This is a genomic window from Streptomyces sp. L-9-10 (genome assembly GCF_004151105.1).
Lineage (GTDB): Bacteria > Actinomycetota > Actinomycetes > Streptomycetales > Streptomycetaceae > Streptomyces.
The window spans coordinates 135,264-161,165 of record NZ_PHRF01000090.1 but is presented as its reverse complement, the minus strand read 5'-3'; the positions used below and the strand labels follow the sequence as shown (position 1 = coordinate 161,165).

Below are 25,902 nucleotides of genomic sequence, written 5' to 3'. Positions count from 1 at the left end.
CCTGGAGGTATGTGCCGGACCTCGACGCGGGGTCCGTCGGTCCCGACCGGCTCCCGACAGTGCCCGGTGACTCGGCCACGGGAGATGTTCCGGGAGCCGCTCGCCCCCGCCGTTCTCATCCCTCCGTGTTCGCCGGGCCGGCGGAACGGTGGAATCTGCGGTGCAGCTCGCGTACGTGTGCGGCCAGTTCCGGCACCGGGCCCTCGACAGTCACCCCGGGCACGACGTCGTTGATCGGCAGGGCGCGCACCGGAGGCGCCGGTATCCCCAACTCGCCTATTCAGGAGACAAGTTGCTCGGAGGAGGCGACGTAGCGGGCGTACGCCAAGACGTACGTGGTGCAGGTCTCGGACGACGGCGGCACCTGGACAGACGCGGAGTCGGTCGACAACTCGGCGGTTCCCCTGCCCTTCGAGAACGCCGACGCGAGTCTCCAGCGCGTCGACATCGGCGCCCGCGAGGCCCGGTACGTACGGCTGAGCGGCGGTGAGCGGGCGACCAGTTGGGGCTCCTCGCTGTGGAGCCTGTCGGTGATCGACAGCGCGGCGCCCGGCACCGACCCGGCACTGCGCAAGACCGCCACCGCCTCCACGGAGGACGGCGACAACAAGGCGGCCAACGCCACCGACGGCAGGTCCGACACCCACTGGTCCTCCGCGTACGAGGACGACCAGTGGATCCAGGTGGACCTCGGCGCGGCCGTATCCTTCGACCGCGTCGTGGTCGTGTGGGAGCCGGCCCACCCCAAGACGTACGTCATCCAGGTGTCAGACGACGGTGACACCTGGACGGGCGTGAAGGCCGTCGACAACACCCCCGAGCCGCTGAAGATCAGTGTCAACCGCGTCCGGGTCTTCTGCCGGGGCGGCAACTGGGGCCGGGACGAACTGCTGCGCCGGATGTCCGCCGAGCCGATGGACACGGCGGTGCGGATGCACAGGGACATGAACTTCACCATGATCCGCAACTGGCTCGGCAGCAGCAACCGGGAGGAGTTCTTCGCCAGTTGCGACGAGTACGGCCTGCTCGTGTGGAACGACTTCCCGAACGCATGGGCCATGGACCCGCCGGATCAGGAGGCGTTCAACAGCGTGGCGCGCGACACCGTGCTCCGCTACCGCATCCACCCCAGTGTCGTCGTCTGGTGCGGTGCCAACGAGGGCAACCCGCCCGCGGCCATCGACACCGGCATGCGCGAGGCCGTCCAGTCGCAGGCACCGGGCATCCTGTACCAGAACAACTCCGCGGGCGGCATCATCTCCGGCGGCGGCCCGTACGGCTGGGTCGAGCCGGAACGCTACTTCTCCCGGTCCACCTACGGCGGCGGCCACTTCGGCTTCCACACCGAGATCGGCATGCCCGTGGTCTCCACGGCCGAGAGCATGCGCAACCTCGTCGGCGACGAGCCGGAATGGCCGATCGGCGACGCGTGGTACTACCACGACTGGAGCACCCCGGGGGAATCAGGCTCCGCAGAACTACCGCGCCGCCATCGAGGCCCGTCTCGACACGGCGAAGGATCTGGACGACTTCGCCCGCAAGGCGCAGTTCGTCAACTACGAGAGCACCCGGGCCATGTTCGAGGCGTGGAACGCCAACCTGTGGAAGGACGCCAGCGGCCTGATGCTCTGGATGTCCCACCCGGCCTGGCCCAGCACCGTCTGGCAGACGTACGACTACGACTTCGACGTCAACGGCACCTACTACGGGGCGCGCAAGGCCTGCGAACCGTTCCATGTGCGGGCCGACCCGCAGAAGTGGGAGGTCACCGCCGTCAACCACACCGCCCGCGACCTGAAAGGTGTGACGGTCACAGCCGGGCTCCACGACCTGTCCGGGCGCCTGCTCGGGTCCACCCGGCGTGCGAAGCTCGACGTCGCTCCGTCGACCACGGCCATCGCGTTCACCGCCGCGTTCGGAGCGGACCTCCCTGACCTGCATCTGCTGCGGCTGAGCCTGGAGGACAGCAAGGGCAGGCCGCTGTCCCAGAACACGTACTGGCGCTACCGCGAGACAGCCGACATGCGGGCGCTCAACAAGACCAGGGCGGTCAGGATCACGGCGGACCTGGGCCATGTCTCCCGGTCCGGGGCGCGACGCACCATGACCGCGACCGTGCGCAACCGGCGCGCCGCTGTCGCGTCGATGGTGCGGCTGTCGCTGCTCGACGCGCAGAACGGACGGCGCGTGCTGCCGACGCTGTACAGCGACAACTACCTGTGGCTGCTGCCCGGTGAGTCCCGGACGGTGACGCTGTCCTGGCCCGCGGACGCCCTTCACTCCGGACGGCCCGCCCTTCGGACCGAGGCATACAACAGCGCACGGACACTGACCCGCGCGTAGCCTCCGCTTCAGGCCGGGCCGGCAGCGTTACAGGCTGGTCCAGTAGAGCCAGAACCGCTGCACGATCAGTACGACGATCAGCAGGTACCAGGCAGTCAGCACCACGCCGTGATACCCGGCCGCCGTTCGCACCGCCCCACGCCACCACGTGGGCGCGGTGCGGATGTGGTGGGTGAGAGTGTGCAGGGTGGTGTACCAGAAGACGGGGATCATCACCGCCCAGACGACCATGCAATAGGGACACAGCGCGTCGATCCGGTACAGGCTCTGGAAGATCAGCCAGTGAACGAAGACCGCCCCCAGGGTGACCCCGGCCTGTATCACCAGCCAGAACCAGCGCGGCAGGACCGCACCCGCCAGCAGCACCGTCCCGAGGACCGTCACCGCCGCGAACCCGGCGATCCCCAGGAGCGGGTTGGGAAAACCGAAGACCTCCGCCTGTGGAGTGGTCATCACCGAGCCGCAGGACAGCACCGGATTGATGCTGCACGACGGGGTGTAGGAGGGATCCTCCAGCAGAGCGAACCGCTCGATGGTGAGCGTGAACGCGGCCAGCAGGCCGGTCAGCCCGCCCGTCACCAGCAGCCACGCGAGCCATCGGGGCGGCACGGCGACCGCGGTGCCATCGACCGCGGTGCCATCGACCGCGGTGCCTTCGGCCGCTGTGTCATCCGCCGCTGTGTCATCCGCCGTACCCGCGACAGCGTGCCCGGTCGTCCACCGTGCGGCCACGGTCACTTCGCCAGCTCCGCGTCGATGGCCGCCGTGAAGTCGTCGTACGAGGTGATCTGCGGACGCTTGCCGTTGACGAAGAACGTCGGGGTGCCCTGCACGCCGAGCCTCAGGCCGTCCTCGCGGTCCTTCCTCACCCGCTCGGCGGTGGCCGGGTCCTTCCACGCCTTCTCGAACACCGCCATGTCCAGGCCCAGTTCACGGGCGAAACCTCGGAAGGTCTTCTCGTGCGAGACCTGCTGATCCCCCCACTCCTCCTGGGTCTCGTACATCTTCGTGTACATCGCCTCCAGCTTCCCCTGTGCGGCGGCGGCTTCCACGGCACGCGCCGCCGACTCGGCGTTCCGATGGCTGGGGATCGGGAAGTAACGCATCACGAAGGTGACGCGTCCGGCGTACTCCTTGCGCAGCCGCTCCACCACCGGGAACGCGGCGCGACACGACTCGCACTCGAAGTCCAGGAATTCCACCACGGTGACCTTGCCGTCCTTGGCGGTCGACAACCGGTGGCTGTCCGGCCGTACCAGCAGCGATGCCGAAGCCGCCGTTTCAGGCGCCTTCGACGCGTTGTCGGCACGCGTGTCCGGGGCGGAGGAACGGTTGGCCGCCAGCAACACGGCGACAACGGTCAGTACGGTCGCGGCCAGCGCGAGGGAGATCTTCAGGTTCTTCGTCATGATCCATCATCCGGGGAAGGTGAACGGGAAGAGGAAAGGGCAGGGTCAGGGGCCGGGGAAGGGGCCGGGTCAGGGGTAAGGGCGGCGGGCGGGTTGGCCGGCCGGTCGCGTCGATGGAGCGAGGCGAGGTAGGCGTTGTACGCCGTGAGCGGGTCCTTGCCGTCACCGCGGTCGATGGCCCGGTCGATGCGTTTGGCCTCCCGGGCGTCCGAGCGGACCCACTGGGCGGCCAGGGTGATGGTGGTGATCAGCATGGGAATGTCACCGGTGGCCCAGGCGATGGCGCCCGCCCGGTATTGGTCGGCCGCCAGCGTGGCGCCCCATACGCGTTCCACCGCCTGGAAGTAGTCCCCGCCGATCAGGTCGGTGGAACTCATCAGCGCGATGGAGAAGAACGAATGGAAGGGCATGGCGAGCACGAGAACGATCAGTTTCGCGAAGTGCGGGATACGTCGCGGCGCGGGGTCGACACCGATGATCACCCAGAAGAACAGCAGGCCCATGGCAAGGAAGTGCAGCTGCATGGCCAGGTGACCGAGGTGGTTGCGCATGGCGATCTCGAAGAGCGGCGTGAAGTAGACCATGAACGAACTGCCGATGAAGAGTGCCATGGCGGTCACCGGATGAGTGAGTACCGAGTTGACCCGGCTGTGCAGGAACTTCAGCAGCAGTTCGCGTGTCCCGGCCACTCCGCCTCTCGGGGCGGGCCGCAGCGCCCGCAGGGCCAGAGTGATCGGCGCACCGAGGACGAGAAGGATCGGGACGACCATGGCCATCGCCATGTGCTGGCCCATGTGGACGCTGAACATGACGCGTCCATAGGTGGCCAGGCCGCTCATGGTGCACAGGACCAGGGCGAGCAGACCCAGCATCCAGGCCACCGTCCGCCCTCGGGGCCAGGCGTCGCCACGGGCCGTGAGGCGCCGTACGCCACGCCAGTAGGCGAGGGCGGCGACAGAGACGACGAGGGCGAAGAGCGGATCGAAGCGCCATTCCGTCAGCAGGCGGAGGGCGTTGACGGGGTCCGGCATCGGGTATCCGATGAGTTCACGTGCCGCCGAGTAGGGCGGTGGTTCTCCGGCGGGCGCCGGACTGCGGGACAGCCCGACGGCGAGCCCCGCCGTGAGCGCCATCAGCAGCAGTTCGGCCACCATCAGACGCACGAACACCGCTCCGCGCCCAGCCTTGAGTTCCGCCAGCGTACGGCGCCGGTGCCAGGCGCCGCAGGCCGCGAGCACGGCCAGCGCGGCGGTCTTGGCGAGAAGCAACTGCCCGTACGGGGTGGTGAGGAGCCGGACCGGCGAGTCGAGGCGGACGAGGGCGTTGACGATGCCGGAGACCGCGACGGCGAGCAGGCACCAGCCGGCGAGCGCGCTGAACCTGCCGGCGGCCTTCGCCGCGTGGCCGCGGGCCCGGACGGTGGTGGCCGCGACTGCGACGAGGCCGGCGATCCACAGGGTGGCGGCCACGATATGAACCGCCAGGCTGATGACGGCCGCGTCGTGGTTCTCGGCCGAGGCCGAGTGGCCGGTGAACGCGGGAGGCACCAGGGCGGCGAGAGCGATCACCAGCGCCACGCGCGCGCTCCGTACGGTGGTGACTCCGGGGCCGAACGTGACCAGCAGCAGCACCGCACCGGCGGTGAGTGCCAGGGCGCGCCCCTGGGGCAGCGAGACGGCGAAATCCGTGAGCAGGCGAGGTTCGAGGATCTGTCCGACCGGCTGGGCCAGCAGGTCGGAGGCGGTCAGCAGCAGCGTCGCCACGGTGGCCGCGAGCCAGAGTCCGGCCGCTCCCCAGGCGCAGGTCAGGGCGTGCTGCCGACGCACGGTCAGACGCTGCTGTCCGGAGGGGAGCAGGACGGTCACCAGGAGCAGCATGGCGACGGTGAGTACGGCGGCCAGATTCGCGGCGGTCTCGGCCAGCGGCAGGCCCCAGGAGGTGACGGGTCCGGCCTGGGGCAGTCCGGGCAGCGCCTCGGGGATGCCGCCGCCGAACCGGACGGCTCCGGCCGTCGCGGCGCCGGCGGCGGCCAGGGCGGCCGTGATCAGTAGTGGCGTGCGCGGGGCCGCGCGTCGTACGGCGGGTTCACGCACCATAGCGGCCTCGCCGTTGCCTCAGCCCGTACACGGTGGCGCCCGCGGCGGTGATCAACACCACGGCGCCCACCGCGGCTGCTGTCGAGACGCCGACGCCTTCCCCTTCTCCTTCTCGTTCGCCTTCTCCTTCATGTGTGCTCGCGGCGGCGGTGGGAGTGGCTGTGTGTTCCGGGCTCGCCGCGGCGTCACCGGAAGAGGCAGCGGGCGCGGGTGGAGTGGTCACGGTGTACGTGAGGCTGCCGGTGACGGGGTGGCCGTCGGTGGAAACCACCCGGAAGGCGACGGTGTAGCGGCCGGCCGGGGCAGCCGCCTTCAGCCGCTGCGTCACGGTCCGGCCCTCGGCGGTCGCGCTTCCGCTCACGACGGAGCGGTCGTCGGGGCCGGTCACGGCGATACGGGCGTACGCACCGTCCATCGTCTCGTTGAAGGTCAGTGCGACCTCACCGGGAGACGCGGACAGCGTCGACTTGTCGGAGGGATTGCTGGAGGCAAGCGCGGTGTGCGCCTGGGCGGGGGGTGCGAGGACGACGGCCGCGCCGGATACGGCGCAGGCCAGCACCCCCGCCGTGATCACACGTGTGAACGGCGATGAGGTCATGACGGTGCCTTCACTCCGACCAGTCGGTACGGTCGGGCGGTTGGCGGCCGCGCCAAGGGGGCGGGCCGCCTTCGGCCATCAGGCCGGCAGGGCACCGCCGCCCGGTGCGAGCCGGGTGGGAAGCGGAGCGTGTGGGTGCTGCCGGCGGTGGGGCGGTGCCCTGACCCCGCGCCTCGGCGGGGCACGGAATCCGGTCGGAGTGGTACGTGGCCCGTCCGCCCGGACGAGGGGCAGCAGCGGACACCAGGGCCCCGTCCGCACATGGAGCAGAGCCGCCCGCTCGCGTGCGGCGTCGATCAGGAAACGCAGGGGCTGACGCAAGGCTTCGGCGACGCCGAGCAGCCGTCCCGCGAGCACGACGACGACCACGTGGGCGACCAGCACTTCCCACACGGGATGCGCGCTGCCCGTGGTGTGCTCCAGCCAGAGAGCCGCGGTTCGCGATCCGGCGGCGGCGCAGGCCCCGGGCAGGGTGTAGGCGGCGTGGAAGGCGAGTTGGGCTCCGGCCAGCGCCGCCAGTGACTGCTGAGGGGAGAGGGCGCGGCGGCCGAGGAAGCCAACTGCCATACCCATGGACGCGACAGCCGCGCACACAGCGAAACCCGTCGGTGCGTGTCCGTCGAAGACCGATTGCCCCAGCAGCGGGAGCAGCACACACAGCGCCGCGAACCCGGCCGCCCACACCGCGCCGGACGTGCGCCGCGCGCCCGGTTCAGTGGCGGGTGCCGTCGGTGACATGGTGTCGCAGCTTCCAGGGGTGTGTGGGGGAGAGCGGGCCCGGCGGAAAACGCGTGTCATGCGGTGCGGGGGCTGCGGGCGGCGCCTTGCCGGCTTGTCTTCCGCCGTAGCCTACCGGGGTGGATCGAGGAGGCCCGAGCCGGGCCTGCCGCCGGCCTTGCCCACGCCGCGCGGTGCGGGGGCGACACCGGCGAGGACCACGGCGTCGCACACGCCCCGTACCCGCCCCACCACCGTGGGGCACACGCCGTTTCCGGTGAACCGATCAGGTCCGCCGAGCGATTCCCGGCCGGGCCGCGAAGTCATTTGGCCGGGGTGCACGCCTGTGGAAGGCTGACCGCCCGTGACAACGAATGCGAATACGGCCCAGGACCTGGGCGAAGAACGGCTGTTGTACGGGTGCATGGGGCTCGGCGGGGGCTGGGACACCACCCCGTACGGCGCGGCGGACATCGCGGAGGCCGAGGCCGCGGTCGAGGCGGCACTCGACAGCGGGATCACGGTGTTCGACCTCGCCGACATCTACCGTCACGGGAAGTCGGAGGCGGTGTTCGGCGAGGTGCTCGCCCGGACGCCCGGGCTGCGCGAGCGCATCGTGGTGCAGACCAAGTGCGGAATCCGGCTGGCCGACGGCGACCGGCCGGGCATGTACGACCTGCGGGGCGAGACCATCGTCAGCCGGGTCGAGGAGAGTCTCGGCCGCCTGCGCACGGACGTCATCGACGTACTGCTGCTGCACCGGCCGGACCCGCTGGCCGATCCCGAGGACGTGGCCCGCGCGCTGACCTCGCTGCACCGGCAGAAGCTGGTGCGCGCGTTCGGGGTGTCCAACATGAGCGCCGCGCAGATCGCGCTGCTCCAGTCGCACCTCGAATTCCCCCTGGTGGCCAACCAGCTGGAGATGAGCCTGCACCGCAGGGACTGGCTGGAGGGCGGTGTGCTGGTGAACACGGCGGAAGAGGCGTCCGTCGGTTTCCCGCAGGGAACGCTGGAGCACTGCCGGGCGAACGGGATCCGCGTTCAGGCCTGGGGCGCTCTCGCGCGGGGCCGCTTCACCGGCCGGCAGGAGACACCCGTCGAGCAGGCGACGGCGCAGCACGTCGCCGCGCTCGCCGAGGCGAAGGGCACGACACCGGAAACGATTCTGCTGTGGTGGCTGCAGAGGCACCCGGCCCGTATCGCACCGGTCGTCGGCAGCGCCCGGCCCGAGCGCATCCGCGCGTGCGGCGACGCGGCCCTGCGGGAGCCCGAGCTCACCCACGAGGAGTGGTACTCACTCTGGATCACCGCGCGCGGCGCCGCGCTGCCGTAGCCGGGCGGGCCGGGCGGCCCCGGCCGTCCCCGGCGGTCACGTCGGCTTCTCGTCCTTCCGGTGCCGTACGCCCCGGCGTACGGCACCGGGACGTACGGCACCGAGGCGTACGGCGCCCTCTTGACGGGGACATGCCCCGGCGCCATCCTTACCGACCGGTAACCGATCCGTCGCCGGCGAGAGGGAGACGATGACCGACGACGCCCGAGCGGCACTGGAACAGCTCCGTGACGCGAGTCAGTTCGAGTGGTACGTGATCCCGCTCCTGCTGCTGGTGCTCTACGCGTACGCCGCCGAGGTGGAGCGCCGGAACTGGAACGTGCTGTTCGCCGGGCTCGCCCTGTGGGGCATGGACTGGTTCAACGAGATCTGGAACGCGCTGGTCTTTCACTTCAGCGGGCGCGCACCGGTCTGGGGCGCCCGGGGAGACACGGCGTACCAGATCCTCATCGGGCTGAACATCGAGATCTGCTTCATGTTCGCCGTCATGGGCATCGTCGCGGCGAAGTTCCTTCCGCCGCGCGGCACCCGCGTCCTCGGGCTGCCGAACCGCCCCGTGCTGATCGCGGTGAACTCCGCCGCGGCGGTGGGCGTCGAGATGGTGCTGAACAGGGCCGGCGTGCTCACCTGGGAGTGGGACTGGTGGCGGGCCGGTTTCCCGTTCGTGCTCTTCCTCGTGGGGTACGTCCCGTTCTTCCTGGCCTGCTTCGTCGTCCACGACATGCCCAGGGTGCGCACGAAGGCCGTCACGGTGGGGACGATCCTCGGCATCGACGCTCTCGCCCTGGCCGTGTTCGGCACCCTCGGCTGGTTGTGAGCGGCGGTTCAGGCGCGACGACGACGCCCGCGGCGTGGAACGCCCGTGGACGGGAGATGTTCTGACACTCCGTCACACGGGCGTCCCGAGGGTACGACGTACCGTGGTGTGGCCGGTGGCCGCGGCTTATGACGTGTGCGGCCGGTGGGCGTCGATCAGCCGGTCCATGAGGGCGTCGAGCCGCGCGTCGACGACACGGCGGGACGGGTCCTCGTCATGCCACTCGACGATCTCCCGCGCGCCCTCGGCGAACGGTATGGACGCCGTGAACTCCGGCACCACCCGGCGGATCTTGCCGTTGTCGAACACCATGGAATGCGCCTTGTCACCGAGCAGTGCCTCACCCCACTGCGGGTCGGCCGCGGCGATGGCGTCCGAGGGCACGTGCACGAGCCGCGGTTCGACGCCGGCCGCCTCGGCGACGGTCCGGTAGATCATGTCCCAGCTCAGCACTTCGTCACCGGTGATGTGGAAGGTCTCGCCGAGGGCCTCGGGATGGCCCAGGAGCCCGACGAAACCACGGGCGAAGTCCGTGTGATGGGTGAGGGTCCACAGCGAGGTCCCGTCGCCGTGCACCAGCACCTCCTGTCCCCGGCGCATGCGCTCCACCGCCGTCCAGCCCCCGTCGAACGGCACGGCGGTGCGGTCGTAGGTGTGCGAGGGCCGCACGACGGTGACCGGCAGCCGCCGCTCGTCGTGGACCCTGCCGAGCAGTTCCTCGCAGGCGATCTTGTCGCGGGCGTAAGCGGAGTGGGGGTTGTGCAGCGGCGCGGTCTCGGGCAGGGGCAGCAGCCCCGGGGGCCTCTGGTAGGCGGCTGCCGAGCCGATGAAGACGTACTGGCCGGTCCGTCCGCCGAACAGCTCGACGGCACTGGCGACATGATCGGTCGTGAAGCTCAGGAAGTCGACGACGACATCGAACTCCATGCCCTTCAGCGCGGTGCGCGTCCGGTCGGTGTCGCGGATGTCGGCCGTGATGACGGTGGCGCCGTCGGGAACCGGCCGCGCCGAGGAGACACTCCGGTTGAGCAGGTGGAGATCGGCGCCGAGCTCGGCGGCACGCCGGGAACAGGCCGAGCTGATCACTCCGGTGCCACCGATGAAAAGGACTTTCAGGCGCTCAAGACGGCTCTGGGTCATGAGAGGTTCGTACTCCTCGGGGTCTGGCTGGGGGGAACGTCCGGCGCCGTGCGGCACCGGGGAGGGCGAAAGCGTGTCATTCGCCGGGGTAGGCGACGCCCAGGTCTCGGCGGATCTCGTCGAGGGCGCGCATGACCCGCAGGGTCTCGTCGAGCGGCATCAGGTCGGACTCCAGCCGCCCGGCGGCGACACACCGGGCCGCTTCGGCGGCCTCGTAGCACAGCCCGCCCTCGCGCTGTGCGGGGACGTAGGAGTCGAGCACTTCGCGCTCGCGGCTGATCAGGCGGACCGTGGCGGGTGCGTAGAAGTCGCCCTCGATCTCCAGGCGGGCGTGCGTGCCCGAGATCGACGCCGTGGTCGGGGTGCGGGCGAAGAGGGTGGTGTTCAGGACGCCGTGCGCGCCGGATTCGTTGGTGACGACGATCGACGCCTGTCCGTCGACGCCGGTGAAGGCCTTCTCCCCCACGGCGGTGAGCGACGCGAACGGCCCCAGCACCATCGACGCGAAAGAGACCGGGTAGACGCCGAGGTCCAGCAGCGCTCCGCCCGCCAGTTCGGGGGCGAAGAGCCGGTGGGCCGCGTCCGGGTTCATGAACTGGCCGTGGTCGGCGGCGACCGTGCGCACCTCGCCGAGCAGTCCGGAGTCGAGCACCTGGCGGACGACGTCGATGTGCGGCAGGAAGCGCGTCCACATCGCCTCCATCAGGAACACCCCGCGTTCCCCGGCGGCCTCGATCAACCGCTCCGCCTCGCGGGCGTTGCGGGTGAACGCCTTCTCCACGAGCACGTGCCGGCCGGCCTCGATCGCCTGGAGGGCGTGGGCGAAGTGGGCGGAGTGCGGTGACGCGATGTAGACGATGTCCACCCGCTGGTCGTCGAGTACTTCGGCGTAGCTGCCGTAGGCAGCCGGTATCCCGAACCGGTCGGCGAACGCGCGCGCCCGCTCCGGGTCGCGGGACCCGACCGCCACCACTCGCTGCTCGGTGTGCGTGTGCAGCGCGTCGACGAAGGAGCCGGCTATGCCGCCGGGAGCGATGACACCCCAGTTCAGAGGGGGCGCGTCGCGGGGAGAGGGGGTCCGTGGTGCGGGCAGCTGCCTGCCTGCCGCGTGCTGTGCGGGTCCGTCGGCCTGGTGTGGCTGCGGCATGGGGCTCCTGTTCGGGACGAGGTGCGGAGATGGGCTGTACGGCACCGGAGTCACATCGTCGTGACGCTCCGGTGGGCGACGCGTCCGAGGCGGGACAACCACCCATGGTGAGTGAGCGTTTCCGGCCGGACGACACTGCGGGACAACCGCTGACCTCATACTGGTCCTGATGACGGACTTGTTCAACCGGGCTCCCGCCCTCGGTTCGCCCCGTCCGCGTCGGACAGCCGCCGGCCTGGGATTCACCAGGGATGCAGGGCGTGGACCGGCTGAACGGGAGCCGGTGAAAGGGGAACACATGGCCGGCGCGGGTCCGGACGACGACCTGATCGATATTCGGCTCCTCAAGACCTTCATGACCGTCGCACACGAACTGAGTTTCACCCGGGCCGGTGAGCGGCTCTACCTCACACAACAGGCGGTGTCGTCCCAGGTACGGGCGCTCGAAACCAGCCTGAACGTGCAGCTGTTCCGGCGGACCACGCGAAACGTCCACCTCACCCGGGCCGGAAAGCTGCTCCAGGAGCGCATGCGGCCGGTTCTCCAGGCCATGGAGGAAGCGGTCATCGACGCACGCGAGGCGGCCGGCCATGACGGGGTGATCCTCGTCGTCGGTCACACCGCGTCGGCCGGGCACCGGCTGCTTCCCCGTGCCGCGGGCCTGCTGAACCGTATCTCCCCGGAGCTCCAACTGCGCAGCGAACAGCACACGGAACTCGGTCTCCGGTCAGCCGTCGCCGAGGGGCGTGTGCATCTGGGCGTGGGGCTGGAACTCGCCTTCGGCGGAAGCCGGATCGCCAGCCAGGAGGTGGGGCGCGAAGCGTGGTGTGCCGTGGTCGGGCCGGAGCATCCGCTGGCCGCTCGCGGGCGGGTGGCCACGGTGGAGCTGGCCGGCTACGAGTGGCTCAGCTGGCCGCGCTCCAGCCATCCCGGGCACTGGCGCGCGGTCCACCGGCTCGCCTCCATGACGGGACCGTCCCCGGCCGTGACCGAGACCTGGCTCAGTATCGCGCACGCCCGCCTCACCACCACCGAAGCGGTGATGCTCCAGCCCCTGTCCTATACGGCGCACCCACCGCGGGGCCTGGTACCGCTCGAACTGGAGGACGCGCCGGAGGGCCGGTTCTCGGCGGTCTGGAGCATGCTGGCCACACCGCCCTGCCTGAACCAGCTGCTTTCGGCCCTCACCAAGGCGGCCGAGTACCCACGGGCGTCCCGTGCGCCGGGGCGGAGACCGCAGGAACCGGTGCCGGCACTGTGGTGAAGGCACCGGCCACCGGTGTCACACGGGGGGGGTCCACCGTCGCGGGATCCGGACCGCGACTCCGCGGCCCGCGGGCTCTACGAGCAGTACATGGTCCGCTCCTCCGCCGTCATCGGCCTCTCCCGCTGGGTCTTGACGCTGGGTTCGTCCGTGGCCGGTCCCGTGGCCTCGAAGGGGACGTACCAGTAGCGCTTTCCCTCGAACCGGTCCTTGAAGATCAACTCGTAGGTGCCCTTGACCTTCTGAAGCTTCGGCGCCCGGGTCACCCAGCCGACGTACCCCGGCGGAACATTCATGAACGTCGACTGGCTCTCCGTCTGTGACGAGGCCCAGGTGCGCTTGTAGGACTGCTCGAAGGCCAGCTTGAAGACCGGACCGAAGGGGAATTTGTTCTCCAGCTCCTGGCGGAAGGACACGCCGGCGGTGTTGGACTCCCCCGTGGTGTCCTCCCACGCCCGCGCGGAGGTCTGGGGGTCCTCCGTGCAGTTGTAGGCGAGGTCACCGACCTGGTGGCCCTCCCCCGGCACGATGGACACGTCGCCGGACGGGTGGAAGACACACTTCTTGGTGCCGTTGTCGCACTTCGCCAGCAGCTCGGCATCGGACGGGCGGGTGTCGGCGGCCTGCGCCGACGGGACAGTCAGCAGACTGCCCCCGGCGACCAGCAGTGCCAGGACACCGGCCCAGCGGGCACGGTTTCGCGTATGCGACATGTTCAGGATCTCCTTCTACGGGCCGTCATGGCACGTGCCCTCAGCAGTGGTTCGCTTTCTCGTCTTCCGTCATGGGCCTGGTCCTCTGAGCCATACTGCCGGTGTCCAGCGGTGCGCTCGCCTCGAAGGGGACGTACCAGTAACGCTTTCCCCGGAACCGGTCCTTGAAGATCAGCTCGTAGGTCCCCTTCACCTTCTGCGTGTCGGGGGCACGCGTCACCCAGCCGACCTGACCGGGACGCACATCGATGAATGTGGTGGCGCTCTCGGTCTTCGCCTTCCTCCAGGACGTCTCGAACGATGTGGTGATGCTGGTGCTGAAGACCCCTTCCCAGCCGAGACCGACGGTCATGGACAGGCCGACACTGTTGGACTCCTCCACGGTGTCCGACCATGAGATGCCCGAACGCTGCGTCAGGGAGGTGCAGTTGTAGTCCTCGTCGCCCACCTTGCGCGCCACGCCGGCGAACTTGACCGGTGGACCACTGGGGTGGAAGACACACTTCTTGGTGCCGTTGTCGCACTTCGCCAGCAGCTCGGCATCGGACGGCCGGGTGTCATCGGCCTGCGCCGAGGGAACGGTCACCAGACTGCCCCCGGCGACCAGCACCGCGAGGACGCCCGCCCAGCGGGCACGGTTGCGTGACATTCTCGGTGAGCCCCCGGAGCGACGGTTGGTCTTCGAACGCGATATCTCGGACATGGACTTCCCCGTCACCTGAACTCGATGGACTCGGCGAGGTCGTTCCACTGCGCGTCGAGCTCCGGTGTCAGGTCCTTGAAGCGGGGCGAGGACACGCCCTCCAGGTAGGACCGCGTGTACAGGGTGACCTCACACTCGGCCCAGCCCTGGACGGAGGAGACCCTGCCCTTCCACTCGTCCGGGAGGTTGAAGTAGAAGGCGGTCTCGCGCTCGGAGGTGCAGGGACGACTGCCCCACAGGGTGATCGAGTCACCGCCGTAGCGGTAGTCCGCGAAGAGGGTGCCTATCACCACGTCGGTGGGCTTCTCGACACGGGTCTGCGCCCCGCCGGGGTTGCCCTTGATCCTCACGTTGGCGTACTGCTGGGCTTCTTCAAGGGTGCTGAAGCACTTCTCCTCCCCGTTGCCGACGTTGGTGGTGCAGTGATTCCCGTTCTCTTCGGGCGCGGCGCCCGCCGAGCCCACGGTGACGGACACCGCGCAGACGACTCCCAGAATGCCGGCGCCCGAGATCGCCGCCAGCTTGTTACGCCGTTTTCTGCTGCCCATTCGCCGCGACTCCTCAGATGTAAATGACCGCCCGACCGGGTTGTCCCGGCTCGCGACGTGGATGCTCAGGCCCGTGGTGACACGCTCTCCCACCGGACACTCGTCATCTTGCAGTGACCGTGGGACGAGGTTCAACAACAACCGGGACGCGCTCGGGAGTTGTTGTGAATGCCAGGGGCGACGTCGCCCTATGCCCTGTTCTTACCTTTTATTACGGGCGGCTTGCTTGTGAACACCGCGAATACGCCTCTGACCTGGCCTGGAGCGCTCGCTGCCGCTCTTGCGGCGGCGGTGCTCATGCCACCGGGCGCCCGAACTGCTGGTTGGTGCCGCTGCCGCAGGTGTACTGGAGAACGCGGGCACCGTCGGCGGTGGAGGCACTGGCCACGTCGGGGCACTTGCCGGTGTCCTCGAACTGGGTCCCGTTGGTCACGGTGGCCGGAGCCGCCTGCGCGGGCACCCCCGCGAAGAGCAGTGCGACCACTCTCGCGCAGGCGGCCAGCACACGCAGGATGGCACGTTCGACCAGGGAAGGCTCCTTCACTGAGGGAGCGGGGGTCTCGCCGCCCGCCCCATGACATGCACGGCACTCACCGCACCGTGCTCACCGCACGGCGGCCGTCCGTCCGACGGTCACCGCACGGCGGACCGTCCGTGTGACGACAGAGCGACCGCTCGCGGTCTCAGACCCGCACGACGGCCTCCGCCCACGAGGTGTGGTCGTACGAGCCGTTGCCATTGGCGTCCTGCACGACCAGCCGTAGTATCTGTACGCCCGTCACGTCCACGTCGACGGACTTCGGTCCGCCGGCGGCCGTGAGCGTTCCGCTGTCGAAGAGCTGCACGCCGTCCCCGGACACACGGGCCCGGACCCCGCCGGCGGCGGACTGCCCGGCAGAGAAGTCGTCGATGCCGACGCGTGCGGTCAGCCGCTTCGCCCGTCCGCCCAGGTGTTAGACGATCTCGGACGGGGCGTGCACGCCCAGCCCCTTGGCGTACGTGGTGCCGCCGAGACTGATCGGCGGGCCGTCTCCCGCGGCCTGCTTTCCGTTGCAGGCGTCCCGCTCGACCGGCCCCCAGCCGTTGGCCGCCGACACCCAGTCGAGGTCGCTCAGATACGTGTCGGAGGTGGGGGGCGCGGGCAGCGACGCGACGGTCCCGGTGGTGCGGTCGTCGCCGAACCGCAAGGTGTTCCCGCCGTACGACGCGGTGGCCTCGGCGCGCAGCGGGAACGAGGCGTCCACGGCCGCGTCCGAGGGCGGTGTCACCTCCCAGGCCACGACGAGCGCGCCGCCCGCGGCGAGTTGGTCCGCGGTGACCGGTGTGGTCGCGCGGGCCTGCCAGCCGTCCGGCACGTCCAGTGTCAGCCGGGGGCCGGCCCAGGCCGAAGCCGAGGCGTTGCTGAAGGTGGCGCGGGCCGTGAACGGCTTCCCCCGAGCCACGACCCCGGGAACCGCCAGGGACACGCCGTAGGGTTCGCGCACGTACGTGTCCACCCACGACGCGCGCAGCAGGGCCGTCAGCTCCGCGACGTCGGACGGGCGCGCGGACGCGATGTCGTTCTTCTCCCCCGGGTCCGCCGCGAGGTCGTACAGCTCCAGCTGCCACTGGTCGTCCGGCACCGTCCGGTCGCGCGCGGGGGCGAAACGGACCGCTTTCAGGTCCCCCTTGCGGACGGACTCCGCCAGCCTGAGGTTGCGGCCGTTGTCGACGGCGTCCGCGCGACCGGTCGCGTACGGGTCGTTGCGCATCCAGTACAGCCGCGGGTGCCGCGGTGCCGTGGAACCGGTCAGCAGGGGGGCCACGGATATCCCGTCCATGTCGCGCGGCGCGGACGCGCCGCCCAACTGGGCGAAGGTGGGCAGCAGATCGATCAGCGGGGTCGGCCGGCCGGTGGTGCCCGCGAGGACCGTTCCCGGCTGCCAGGCGATGAGCGGAACACGCACTCCGCCTTCGTACAGGTTGCGCTTGTAGCCGCGCAGCGGGCCGTTCGCGTCGAAGCGGTCCGGGTCGACGCCCCCTTCCTCGTGCGGGCCGTTGTCACTGATGGCGAGGACCAGCGTGTCCCGGTCGATGCCGAGCCCCTTGAGCCGGTCCACGACCTTGCCGACGAGCGTGTCCAGCCGGGTGACCTGGGCGGCGTGCCCCTTGTCGGCGGCGGGCCAGGGCCGGCTCGCGTACGCGCCGTCGCCGGGGATGTCCGAGGGCGCGTGCGGAGTGGTGGGGGTGAGGAACAGCAGGAACGGCTCGTCGGCGTGGGTGTCGAGGAAGTCCAGCGCGCGCCGTTCGATCAGATCGATCGCGTACGCGCCCTTCGCGCCGTTCGCGTTCTCGGGGATGCCGGTCCGCTCGCCGTTGTGCCACAGGTAATCGGGGTAGTACTGGTGGGCGTGGCCGTGCCCGATGTAGCCGTAGAACTCCTCGAAGCCCCGCGCGTTGGGATGGCTGGGCTGGTCGGCCTCGTCCGGTCCGAAGCCCCACTTGCCGATGCACCCCGTGCGGTAGCCGCGGGCGCGCAGCACCTCGGCGAACGTCGTGTCGCCGTCGCCGAGCGCACCCTGCGGGCCGCTGAACGGGTTCTGCCGCACGGTCGCGTGTCCGGTGTGCAGACCCGTCAGGAGTGAACAGCGGGACGGCGCGCAGACCGCCGCCGCCGAGTACGCCTGGGTGAAGCGCAGCCCCTGCGCGGACAGTTCGTCGAGTCTCGGTGTGGCGATGAGTTTCTGTCCGTAGGAACCCAGCTCGCCGTAGCCGAGGTCGTCGGCGAGGACGAGCACGATGTTCGGGGCCCGGCCGGAAGCGCGGGGCGCGGCGGCCGAGGCCGGCGTGCCGGGCAGGCCCGCGAGGGCCAGTGCCGCGGCCGAACCCGCGAGGAACTGACGACGGTTGGGCATAGCTTCTCCGTAGCAGTTTTGATTACGAGGGTTTTTGCGGATCAATCTGTTCGGTTCTGATAATCCATGTTCGACTAGGAGGAGTCCATTGACCGTGCAAAACTTTTTTACGCCGGCCGGCGACGGTACGGGCACCGGTTCCGCGTGCTGCGCGCCCGCCGGACGGGGCGGACCGCTGCCCGTGGCGCCCGCCGTGCCGCACACGCGGCGCGCTTCGGGCAGCGGGATGGTGACACTGCCCGGCGGTACGTTCCGGATGGGCAACGAGGACGCGCACGCCAACCCCGGAGACGGGGAGGGGCCGGTGCGCGACGTCACCGTCTCGCCGTTCCTCATGGACGAGACCGCGGTCACCAACGCCCGGTTCGCGGCGTTCGTGAAGGACACCGGATACGTCACGGCCGCCGAACGGCTCGGCTGGTCCTACGTCTTCGCGGGGTTCCTCACACCGGAGCGGGTGCGCGAGAGCCGGGCCGCGGCCGGCACCCCGTGGTGGCGGGGCGTCGAGGGAGCCGCGTGGCGGACTCCCGAGGGCCACGGTTCCGGCATCGGTGACCGGTCCCAGCACCCCGTCGTCCATGTGACCTGGGACGACGCCCACACGTACGCGGCGTGGGCGGGCAAGCGGCTGCCGACCGAAGCCGAGTGGGAGTACGCGGCACGTGGCGGCCTCGACCAGGCCCGCTATCCGTGGGGCGACGAACTGACCCCGCGCGGCCGCTGGCGCTGCAATACCTGGCAGGGCGAGTTCCCCGTGGTCAACACCGTCGACGACGGCTACCCGGGCACCGCCCCGGTCGGCGCGTACCGGCCCAACGCGTACGGCCTGTACAACACGGCGGGCAACGTGTGGGAGTGGGTCGCCGACCGCTTCACGGCCTCGCACACGGCAACGCCCCGCACCGATCCGCGCGGTCCCGACGCGGGCGGGAGCCGGGTCATGCGCGGCGGCTCCTATCTGTGCCACGACTCGTACTGCGACCGCTACCGGGTCGCGACCCGCACCGCCAACACCCCTGACTCCAGCAGCGGCAACTGCGGCTTCCGCTGCGCGGCGGACACTGAGAGCGGAACACACAACGCTCAAGCGATGTGAGCAGTTCGGCGCGGCCGACGGCCGCGCTCTGCCGTGTACCGGCAGGTGGCCCCCGGTCCGCCGGGTGCGGCGTCGTGACGGCGGACGCCGGAGCCGGCACGGGAGAGCCCAGCCGTTCACGACTACCGAGTAACTTCACTCCTCGGTCACATGAGTTGACGCGGTCCACACATCCACTTCATGATCCGGGTGGGCTTGGGAGCGCTCCCACGACGGTCGGTGTGCCGGAGTGAGCGAGGTGACCGAGGTCCACTTCCTACACCGCGGGAAAACCGCAGAAGAAGAGGGAACAGCCATGGACTCAGTGGGCAGAGTGGTGCGGCGCGGGACGACGCTGGGAGCGTTATCGGTCGTGCTCGGGGTTCTGACGACCGGTACCGCGACCGCGGGGACTGTCACGGCTGGAACCGTCACGGCCGGGCAGGACTCCGGCGCCCGGTCGGCGCGGGTCGCGCCGGCGGCGGAGAACATCCAGCTGGGCTCGTGGATGTCCCAGCTGGGCGGCACCATCGGCGACCGTCCCCTGAACCAGATCGTGATACCGGGCAGCCATGACGCCGGCAGCGCGGGCATCACGAAGAACAGCGGCATGTGCGATGCCGGTGACACGGTCGACACCGCGCGGATGTGGCCCGAGCTGGCCTCCAGCATGTCGCGCACACAGAGCGGCTCGCTCGTGGAGCAGCTCGAAGCCGGATCCCGTTACCTGGACCTGCGCCTGTGCAAGCAGGGCGACAGGTGGTACAGCTACCACGGCGGCCCGCTGGGGCGGCAGTTCTTCGACTCGCTCGGCGGGAACCAGGGGATCGTCCCGGGCGAGGCGCGCGAGCTCGCCGACTGGATCAACCGGCACCCGAAGGAGATCGTCATCCTCCGGGTGAAGACCACCGGCCCCGCGGCGACCCTCAAGGAGGACAGCCGCGCGGCCATCGCGAGTCTGGGCGGCCTGGTGGGCGGCGGCGCGCTGGACAACCCGGCGATCGCGGACGGATCGCTGAAGCCCACGTCGACGTACAACGAGTTCATGGCCGCGGGCAAGCACGTGGTCGTCGTCGACGACACGGACAGCACGTCGTACCCGTGGGCCTGGCAGCAGCCGAACGTACAGGACTACCGGGGCAGTTACGTCGGGGTCAGTGCCAAGTGGGACGACATCCTCAAGGCGGCGCTGGACCCGGCGCTGGAGCAGAAGACGTACGACGCGATACTCAGGCGCGGCGACGAGGTGCTGGGCAGGACGCCGGAGCCGGGGAGCGAGAAGAAGTTCTTCGTCCAGCAGGCCATGATCGATCCCTCCAACTCCATACCCAGCGCCGCGGTCATCCAGATCCTGGAGAAGCTCAAGCTCGTGTCGGAGTGGAAGGCCGACAACTTCCTGATCAGCATGGAGAACGAGCTGAACAGACAACTGCTGGCGAAACTGCGCACGTCCTGGAACAACACCAACGTCACCGACAACATGAACATCGTCATGACGGACGACGTGAACCAGAACCGCAACGGGGTGGCCGCCGGGGAACTCCAGCGGGAGATCATCTCCAAGAACCTCCCGCAGCGGATCACCTCGCACACGTTCTACAACTCGACGCGCAAGGCCGACGGCACGTGGACCGGGCCGAGCGCGCTGAGCGGAGCGGGTACGGCGTTCCGCTACGTCGGGGACCGGCAGGCCGTGAGCGCGATGCGCGACGGTGGCGTTCAGGTGCTCGGCGTCGGGGTGGACGGCAACATCTGGCACAACCTCCGGCGCCCCGACGGCAGCTGGCAGGGCTGGAACGCCCTTCTGGCCGCGGACAACAAGAAGGTGGGCTTCGCCGCCAAGGACATCGCCATCGCAACCGCGCCCAACGGCGACGCCCAGGTCGTGGCCGTGGGCAAGGACGGCTACGCGTACCACAACATCCGCTTCGCCGACGGCAGCTGGCAGGGCTGGTCCTCCATGCCCGGCCATGACGCGGGCCTGCTGAAGGCGACCAGGGCCGCCGCGGCCCGCATGCCCGACGGCTCCACCCAGGTGCTGGTCTTCGGCGGCGACGGCAGGATGCGCCTGGGCACCCGGGCCGCCGACGGCGCCTGGAGCTCCTGGAAGACCGTCGCGGGCGTCAACGCGCCGGACTTCGCCGGATCGGCGCTCTCGATCGCGGCCCTGCCCAACGGCGACAGCCAGATCGCGGCGATCGGGAACGACGGCAACGTCTGGCACACCACCCACCGTGCCGACGGCAGTTGGTCGGACTGGGGCCTCCCGGCCGGAGTGTCGGGCGGCACGATGGAGGCCTCCGCGGTCTCCCTCGCCGGGATGCCCGACGGATCCGTCCAGGTGGCGGCCGTCGGACGTGACGGCAATGTCCACCACGGCGTGCGCTCCTCCAGTGGCGACTGGACCCCGTTCCAGCGCGTGAGCGGCATCAAGGGGGCCGGGGCGTTCGCGGGCGACCAGGTGGGCATCGCCGGCCTGCCCGACGGCTCCAGCCAGCTCATCCTCACCACCCGCTAGGTGTATTGACCCACGGGGTTGTTGACGCGGGTCAACACACCTGGATCCTGAACGGCCGGTCTTCGCGGATCGGCCGGACAGGGGCTGAACGTCCGGAGGCGTTCGGAGGGCCTCCCCGCCCCTCTCACGCCGACGGATCGCACCGAGGGCCTCGACGGCGAGGCCCTCGGTGTTGCAGTGTGTGTTGTTGGTTCGGCAGGTCGCGCCGGAACGGACGGCAGCGACGCCCTTTCAACCACCCGCGATCGATCGAGCGGAGACACCTCATGATGCGACGACGAACTCTCCTGGCCGCCACGGGGGCCGGCCTCCTCGGCAGTGCCCTGGCGACGGGCACGGCACACGCCGACGTGACGATCCCCGTCGACCCGTCGACGGACTACGGCATCTGGGAGGGCTGGGGAACGTCTCTGGCCTGGTGGGCGAAGCTCTTCGGCGACCGCGACGACTTGGCCGACCTCTTCTTCACCACCAAGTGGGTCACCTACGACGGCACGTCCCGCCCCGGCCTGGGCCTGAACATCGCCCGCTACAACCTCGGCGCGTGCGGCTGGAACGACGTGGACGGCACCAGGATGGCCGCCTCCCCCAACATCCCGGACTTCAAGCAGATCGAGGGCTACTGGCAGGACTGGAGGAACGAGGACCCGGCCTCCTCGGCCTGGAACTGGTCGGCCGACCCCAGCCAGCGGGCCATGCTGATCAAGGCGACACAACGCGGGGCGATGAGCGAACTGTTCGCCAACTCCCCCATGTGGTGGATGTGCAAGAACCACAACCCGTCGGGAGCGGCCGACCGGGGCAATAACCTCACGCCCTGGAACTACCGCCAGCACGCCTCCCATCTGGCCTCCGTGGCGCTGTACGCCAAGCAGAACTGGGGCGTTGACTTCGTGTCCGTGGAGCCCTTCAACGAGCCGAGCACCAGCTACTGGTGGGACAAGGGGATTCAGGAAGGCTGCCACATGGACCGGGCGGTGCAGGCGGACGTGCTGCCCCTCCTCAGAAGCGAACTGGACCGGCGCGGTCTGACGGCGACGAAGATCGCGGCATCGGACGAGACGAGCGTCAGCCACGCCCGTGCGACCTGGGCCGCCTTCACCCCGTCCACGAAGGCCCTGGTGGACCGCGTGAACGTGCACGGTTACGAGCAGGGAGGCGGCCCCCGGGACCTGCTCCACGAAGACGTCGTCACCACGTCCGGCAAGAGCCTGTGGAACTCCGAGACGGGCAACGGCGACGGCCAGGGCTTCTCGATGGCCCTCTCCCTGCTGAGCGACCTCCACGCGCTCCACCCCACCGCCTGGATTTACTGGCAGGTAATGGATCCGAACCCGAACTGGGGGATGATCGCGTACGACCCGGACACGAAGACACCGGGAGCCGTCAAGAACAAGTACTACCTGATGGCGCAGTTCAGCCGGCACATCCGCCCGGGTATGAGGATCCTCCACACCGGCGTGAACTACGCGGCCGCCGCCCTGGACGAGAAGGCGAACAAGCTGGTCATCGTCGTCGCCAACACCTCCGACGCGCGCCAGAACCTCACCTTCGACCTCTCCCGCTTCACGACGGTGACGGGGGGCGCGGACGGCCTGGTGCCCCGGTGGAACACGGGTGCCGGTGACGCCTACACCGCCCGTTCGGCGACCCTGAGCGGCAAGACGCTGACCATTCCGATCTCGGGGAAGTGTCTGCAGACGCTGGAGGTGGAGGGCGTCATCGCGTAGGACACCCGTTCCGCCTCCGCGGGTGACACACCGGAATCAGTAGACTGGAACGCACACTGCCGAGCCGTGTGAGCCACGACGGCATCGAGAGGTGCGCATGAAAGAGTCTCCCGGTCATCGGTTCATCGGACGCGCCGATGAATTGAGGATCCTGCGGCAGGCGGCCCGGGACGCCGTACGGGAAAGTCCCCGGATCGTCGTCGTCTCGGGGATGGCAGGCATGGGAAAGACGGCGCTCGTCGACCGCTTCGCGGAAGAAGCCGGCGAGGAACTCACGGTCGTCCGGGCGTCGGACGCTCCACCGAAGACGGGTCTCCCCTTCTTCACGGTCACCGGGCTCCTCGCCGACGGCGGCGCGGAGCCCTCGGCACGGCGTCGGTACGACCCTTCCCGTACCCAGCCTTCGGTTCTCAGCATGGGCGGAGCGGTCATCGATCTGCTCGGCTCGTCGCAGGAGACCGGCCCGGTGCTCTTCGTACTGGACGACGCCCACAGGATCGATCCGGAATCCTTGCAGGCGATCGGTTTCGCCCTGCTGCGCCAAGGCGCGGAGCGCGTGCTGACCGTCATCTGCACCCAGCACGCCGCCAGGACGGTGCGGGACATGGGCATGGCGGACCTGCTGTCGGAATCGGACCACATCGAACTCACGGGATTCGGTCCGTCCGAGACGCGGGACTTCGTCGAGGACCGGACCTCACGGCCGCACGCCGGGGCGAGACTGCGGAGCCTCGCCGTGTGGAGCCACGGCAATCCGCTGTTCCTGGAGGCCGCTCTCGGAGCCTTCGGCGGGAACCTGCCCGAGGACCCGGCCACGATCCGCGTGCCCGCGTCGCTGAGCGAAGCGGTCGGCGCGTGGTCCCGTACCTTCCCTCCCGCGGGTCTGGCGATCCTCAACATGCTCGCCGTCCTCGACGCTCCGGCCAGCGTCCCGCTGCTCAGCCAGCTGCTCGGCTCGGACCGCGTCGGTGCCGACGCCGAGGCCCTGGTGGAACAGCACGCCGCGGTGTGGGTGCCGGACGGCGTACCGACGCTCCGGCTCGTCCACGCCGGACAGCGGGACGCGCTGTACGTGGCCCTCGCCCGGCCGGAGCGCAACCGTATGCATCTGCGGGTCGCCGCGCTGCTGGAGCCGCCGGTCCGCTGGCGCCATCAGGTGGCGGCGGCGGAGACCTACGACGCCGCCCTGGCAGCGGAGTTGCGCGACGCGGCGCTGTGCGAGGCACAGACCGGGCATGCGGCGCTCGCCGCCGAATACCTGCTCGCCTCGTCCGAGATCGACCCGGACGGCGAGCGCCGGCAGGACGATCTGGTCGCGGCCGTGCGGCTCCAGGTCACCGGCGGCCAGTACCGGACGGCGCTGCGCCATGAGGAGGCGCTGCTCCGGTCCGCCGCGGGGCCGCAGCGGGACGAGGCCCTGGGCCTGCTCAGCCTCGCGAAGGGCAAGGATTCCCGCGCCTGCTCGTACCTGCGCCGCGCCCTCGACGCCTTCGCGGCGCGCGGAGACCTGGCCGACGCGGCCTGTGCCGCGTCCGAACTGGGTGTCGCGGAAGGTTTCCTGGGGCTGGGACAGCAGTCGCTGCGGACCGCGGAGTACGCGCTGTGGCACACCCCGGACGAGGCGGTACGGGGCTTGGCCCAGGCCAACCTCGCGTACGGACACGCGCTCATCGGCGGCCCCGCCCGGGGTCTGCGGCACGTCGGTCATCTGCCGTTGGTGCCCTCCCGCGTACCGGCCACCCGCACCGACGCCCTCATCCACCGCGGGACGTTCCGCGGTCTGTCGGGCGACCTGACCGGTGCGGTCGGCGATCTCACGGCGGCGGCCCGGCGACGCAGCCTGGGAGTGTCGAGAATCAGCAGTGTGTCCGCGTTGACCCACAGCATCTGGTGTCACTTCATGCTCGGCGAGTGGCACGAGGCGCGGCGCAACCTCTCCGTCGCCCTGGACATCGCGCACACCTCGGGACGCCCGGCCGACTTCTTCGCCCTCAACTGTTTCATCGCCGTCCTGCACGCCTTCAGCGGCCGGTTCGACGATGCCAGGGCCGCACTGCGGGAAGCGCTGGCGCTGGAGTCCTCGGCGGACTTCGCGAGGCCGCACTTCCATCTCGCCGCCACCCGGGCGGTGGTGGAGTTCGCCGCGGGTGACTACGAGGAGGTGGTCGCGCTCATCGGCCCCGTGGTGGACATGCCCGTCAACGAGAGCCGCTCACGTCTCTACGCCGTCCGGCACATGCCCCTGCTCGGGGTGGCGTACGCCCGCACGGGCGCGACCGACCGGGCGCGTTCGGTCCTGCGCGGCCTGGAGGCGGCGGAGCCCCACGGCGCGCTCCTCCCGGTCGTGGTCCACTGGCTCCGGGGCGCCATCGCCGCCGCCGACGGGGACCCGGAGGCCGCCGCCCGTGCCTACGGGGAGGTACTGGCCGTGGCTCCGGACGGCGGAGATCCCGTGGTGCACAAGGCCTTCGCGGAGGAGGACCTGGGCGTCGTGCTGCTGGCGGCCGGTGACCCCGAGCAGGCCCGCGACCACCTGAGCGCCGCCGAGCGGGTGTTCGCCCGGCTGGGCGCGGAGCCGTCCCGGCAGCGCTGCCGCACCCTGCTGGACAGCCTCGATGTCTCGTCGGCGCGGGCGGCGGACGGCACGTACTTCTGCGACACACTGTCGGACCGGGAACGGGACGTCGCCGACCTGGTCGCCCGCGGCTGGACGAACCGTGAGATCGCCGCGCGGCTGTACCTCAGTGTCAAGACGGTCGAGTACCACCTGGGCAACATCTACACGAGGAACGGCATCAAGGGCAGGCGGCGGCTCCGCGACCTGATGCAGTCCCGCCCGGGATGAGCGACGCGACCG

Annotated in this window: 19 protein-coding genes and 3 pseudogenes; 8 read left to right on the top strand and 14 right to left on the bottom strand. The window is 70.1% G+C overall.

The window, feature by feature from the left end; all coding sequences use genetic code 11:
- Positions 1–115 precede the first annotated feature (115 nt).
- Positions 116–313 (bottom strand): annotated as a pseudogene (locus tag CU044_RS20960) (nucleoside deaminase); the annotation flags it as partial.
- A 1-nt stretch (position 314) separates the two neighbouring features.
- On the opposite strand from CU044_RS20960, the pseudogene CU044_RS20955 reads away from it, so the two are divergent.
- Positions 315–2,343, top strand: a pseudogene (locus CU044_RS20955) (discoidin domain-containing protein); the annotation flags it as partial.
- A gap of 27 nt (positions 2,344–2,370) precedes the next feature.
- Here CU044_RS20955 and CU044_RS20950 read toward each other — a convergent pair.
- The 6 genes from CU044_RS20950 to CU044_RS20925 all read right to left on the bottom strand — a co-directional run bounded on the left by CU044_RS20950 (position 2,371) and on the right by CU044_RS20925 (position 7,490).
- Entirely contained in the window at positions 2,371–3,081 is a 711-nt protein-coding gene (locus tag CU044_RS20950) for a vitamin K epoxide reductase family protein (protein WP_240045740.1), read from the bottom strand.
- On the bottom strand, positions 3,078–3,752 hold the full coding sequence (locus CU044_RS20945) for a thioredoxin domain-containing protein (protein ID WP_129770250.1): 675 nt from the start codon (positions 3,750–3,752) through the stop codon (positions 3,078–3,080). Before CU044_RS20945 ends, CU044_RS20950 begins: the two co-directional genes overlap by 4 nt.
- Positions 3,749–5,848, bottom strand: a complete 2,100-nt coding sequence (locus CU044_RS20940; protein WP_129770249.1) for a cytochrome c oxidase assembly protein — start codon at positions 5,846–5,848, stop codon at positions 3,749–3,751. Before CU044_RS20940 ends, CU044_RS20945 begins: the two co-directional genes overlap by 4 nt.
- Entirely contained in the window at positions 5,838–6,446 is a 609-nt protein-coding gene (locus CU044_RS20935; RefSeq protein WP_129770248.1) for a copper resistance CopC family protein, read from the bottom strand. The genes CU044_RS20940 and CU044_RS20935 overlap by 11 nt, the downstream gene beginning before the upstream one ends.
- Before the next feature lie 78 nt (positions 6,447–6,524).
- Complete coding sequence (locus tag CU044_RS20930) at positions 6,525–7,184, bottom strand: hypothetical protein (RefSeq protein WP_129770247.1); 660 nt, start codon at positions 7,182–7,184, stop codon at positions 6,525–6,527.
- Positions 7,185–7,295: 111 nt separating this feature from the next.
- Positions 7,296–7,490: a hypothetical protein gene (locus CU044_RS20925; protein ID WP_129770246.1), complete on the bottom strand. Its 195-nt coding sequence runs from the start codon at positions 7,488–7,490 to the stop codon at positions 7,296–7,298.
- Between the two features lie 37 nt (positions 7,491–7,527).
- Between CU044_RS20925 and CU044_RS20920 the strand changes: the two genes are divergently transcribed.
- Positions 7,528–8,496 carry an aldo/keto reductase gene (locus CU044_RS20920; RefSeq protein WP_240045739.1) on the top strand — a complete coding sequence of 323 codons (969 nt, stop codon included), beginning with the start codon at positions 7,528–7,530 and terminating at the stop codon, positions 8,494–8,496.
- 190 nt (positions 8,497–8,686) lie between these two features.
- Entirely contained in the window at positions 8,687–9,313 is a 627-nt protein-coding gene (locus CU044_RS20915; protein ID WP_129770245.1) for a hypothetical protein, read from the top strand.
- A 126-nt stretch (positions 9,314–9,439) separates the two neighbouring features.
- Here CU044_RS20915 and CU044_RS20910 read toward each other — a convergent pair whose 3' ends face one another.
- Entirely contained in the window at positions 9,440–10,453 is a 1,014-nt protein-coding gene (locus CU044_RS20910) for an NAD-dependent epimerase/dehydratase family protein (protein WP_129770244.1), read from the bottom strand.
- Between the two features lie 76 nt (positions 10,454–10,529).
- Entirely contained in the window at positions 10,530–11,600 is a 1,071-nt protein-coding gene (locus CU044_RS20905; RefSeq protein ID WP_129770243.1) for a Gfo/Idh/MocA family oxidoreductase, read from the bottom strand.
- A gap of 298 nt (positions 11,601–11,898) precedes the next feature.
- Between CU044_RS20905 and CU044_RS20900 the strand changes: the two genes are divergently transcribed.
- Positions 11,899–12,864 carry a LysR family transcriptional regulator gene (locus CU044_RS20900; RefSeq protein WP_165371947.1) on the top strand — a complete coding sequence of 322 codons (966 nt, stop codon included), beginning with the start codon at positions 11,899–11,901 and terminating at the stop codon, positions 12,862–12,864.
- 77 nt (positions 12,865–12,941) lie between these two features.
- Here CU044_RS20900 and CU044_RS20895 read toward each other — a convergent pair whose 3' ends face one another.
- The 5 genes and pseudogenes from CU044_RS20895 to CU044_RS20875 all read right to left on the bottom strand — a co-directional run bounded on the left by CU044_RS20895 (position 12,942) and on the right by CU044_RS20875 (position 17,722).
- Complete coding sequence (locus CU044_RS20895; RefSeq protein WP_129770241.1) at positions 12,942–13,577, bottom strand: hypothetical protein; 636 nt, start codon at positions 13,575–13,577, stop codon at positions 12,942–12,944.
- Positions 13,578–13,617: 40 nt separating this feature from the next.
- Entirely contained in the window at positions 13,618–14,226 is a 609-nt protein-coding gene (locus CU044_RS20890; RefSeq protein WP_129770240.1) for a hypothetical protein, read from the bottom strand.
- 65 nt (positions 14,227–14,291) lie between these two features.
- Positions 14,292–14,828, bottom strand: coding sequence for a hypothetical protein (locus tag CU044_RS20885; protein WP_129770239.1), 537 nt, complete (start codon positions 14,826–14,828; stop codon positions 14,292–14,294).
- A gap of 295 nt (positions 14,829–15,123) precedes the next feature.
- The gene (locus tag CU044_RS39670) at positions 15,124–15,372 is read right to left on the bottom strand and encodes an RICIN domain-containing protein (RefSeq protein ID WP_129770238.1); all 249 of its coding nucleotides are present in this window, start codon (positions 15,370–15,372) and stop codon (positions 15,124–15,126) included.
- A 139-nt stretch (positions 15,373–15,511) separates the two neighbouring features.
- Positions 15,512–17,722 (bottom strand): annotated as a pseudogene (locus tag CU044_RS20875) (sulfatase-like hydrolase/transferase).
- Positions 17,723–17,948: 226 nt separating this feature from the next.
- Here CU044_RS20875 and CU044_RS20870 point away from each other — a divergent pair.
- From CU044_RS20870 to CU044_RS20855, 4 genes are all read left to right on the top strand, one after another.
- The gene (locus tag CU044_RS20870) at positions 17,949–18,818 is read left to right on the top strand and encodes a formylglycine-generating enzyme family protein (protein WP_129770318.1); all 870 of its coding nucleotides are present in this window, start codon (positions 17,949–17,951) and stop codon (positions 18,816–18,818) included.
- 295 nt (positions 18,819–19,113) lie between these two features.
- A complete protein-coding gene (locus CU044_RS20865) occupies positions 19,114–21,315 on the top strand; it encodes a hypothetical protein (protein WP_129770237.1) in 2,202 nt (733 codons plus the stop codon).
- 266 nt (positions 21,316–21,581) lie between these two features.
- A complete protein-coding gene (locus tag CU044_RS20860; protein WP_129770236.1) occupies positions 21,582–23,045 on the top strand; it encodes a glycoside hydrolase in 1,464 nt (487 codons plus the stop codon).
- A gap of 97 nt (positions 23,046–23,142) precedes the next feature.
- Positions 23,143–25,890: a LuxR family transcriptional regulator gene (locus tag CU044_RS20855; protein ID WP_129770235.1), complete on the top strand. Its 2,748-nt coding sequence runs from the start codon at positions 23,143–23,145 to the stop codon at positions 25,888–25,890.
- The last annotated feature ends 12 nt before the right edge of the window (positions 25,891–25,902 follow it).

Bases quoted from the DNA above. Each gene is read 5' to 3' on its own strand.
- CU044_RS20945 (WP_129770250.1), bottom strand. From the start codon at position 3,752: ATGACGAAGAACCTGAAGATCTCCCTCGCGCTGGCCGCGACCGTACTG.
- CU044_RS20940 (WP_129770249.1), bottom strand. From the start codon at position 5,848: ATGGTGCGTGAACCCGCCGTACGACGCGCGGCCCCGCGCACGCCACTA.
- CU044_RS20935 (WP_129770248.1), bottom strand. From the start codon at position 6,446: ATGACCTCATCGCCGTTCACACGTGTGATCACGGCGGGGGTGCTGGCC.
- CU044_RS20930 (WP_129770247.1), bottom strand. From the start codon at position 7,184: ATGTCACCGACGGCACCCGCCACTGAACCGGGCGCGCGGCGCACGTCC.
- CU044_RS20925 (WP_129770246.1), bottom strand. From the start codon at position 7,490: ATGACTTCGCGGCCCGGCCGGGAATCGCTCGGCGGACCTGATCGGTTC.
- CU044_RS20915 (WP_129770245.1), top strand. From the start codon at position 8,687: ATGACCGACGACGCCCGAGCGGCACTGGAACAGCTCCGTGACGCGAGT.
- CU044_RS20910 (WP_129770244.1), bottom strand. From the start codon at position 10,453: ATGACCCAGAGCCGTCTTGAGCGCCTGAAAGTCCTTTTCATCGGTGGC.
- CU044_RS20905 (WP_129770243.1), bottom strand. From the start codon at position 11,600: ATGCCGCAGCCACACCAGGCCGACGGACCCGCACAGCACGCGGCAGGC.
- CU044_RS20900 (WP_165371947.1), top strand. From the start codon at position 11,899: ATGGCCGGCGCGGGTCCGGACGACGACCTGATCGATATTCGGCTCCTC.
- CU044_RS20895 (WP_129770241.1), bottom strand. From the start codon at position 13,577: ATGTCGCATACGCGAAACCGTGCCCGCTGGGCCGGTGTCCTGGCACTG.
- CU044_RS20890 (WP_129770240.1), bottom strand. From the start codon at position 14,226: ATGTCACGCAACCGTGCCCGCTGGGCGGGCGTCCTCGCGGTGCTGGTC.
- CU044_RS20885 (WP_129770239.1), bottom strand. From the start codon at position 14,828: ATGGGCAGCAGAAAACGGCGTAACAAGCTGGCGGCGATCTCGGGCGCC.
- CU044_RS20870 (WP_129770318.1), top strand. From the start codon at position 17,949: ATGGTGACACTGCCCGGCGGTACGTTCCGGATGGGCAACGAGGACGCG.
- CU044_RS20865 (WP_129770237.1), top strand. From the start codon at position 19,114: ATGGACTCAGTGGGCAGAGTGGTGCGGCGCGGGACGACGCTGGGAGCG.
- CU044_RS20860 (WP_129770236.1), top strand. From the start codon at position 21,582: ATGATGCGACGACGAACTCTCCTGGCCGCCACGGGGGCCGGCCTCCTC.
- CU044_RS20855 (WP_129770235.1), top strand. From the start codon at position 23,143: ATGAAAGAGTCTCCCGGTCATCGGTTCATCGGACGCGCCGATGAATTG.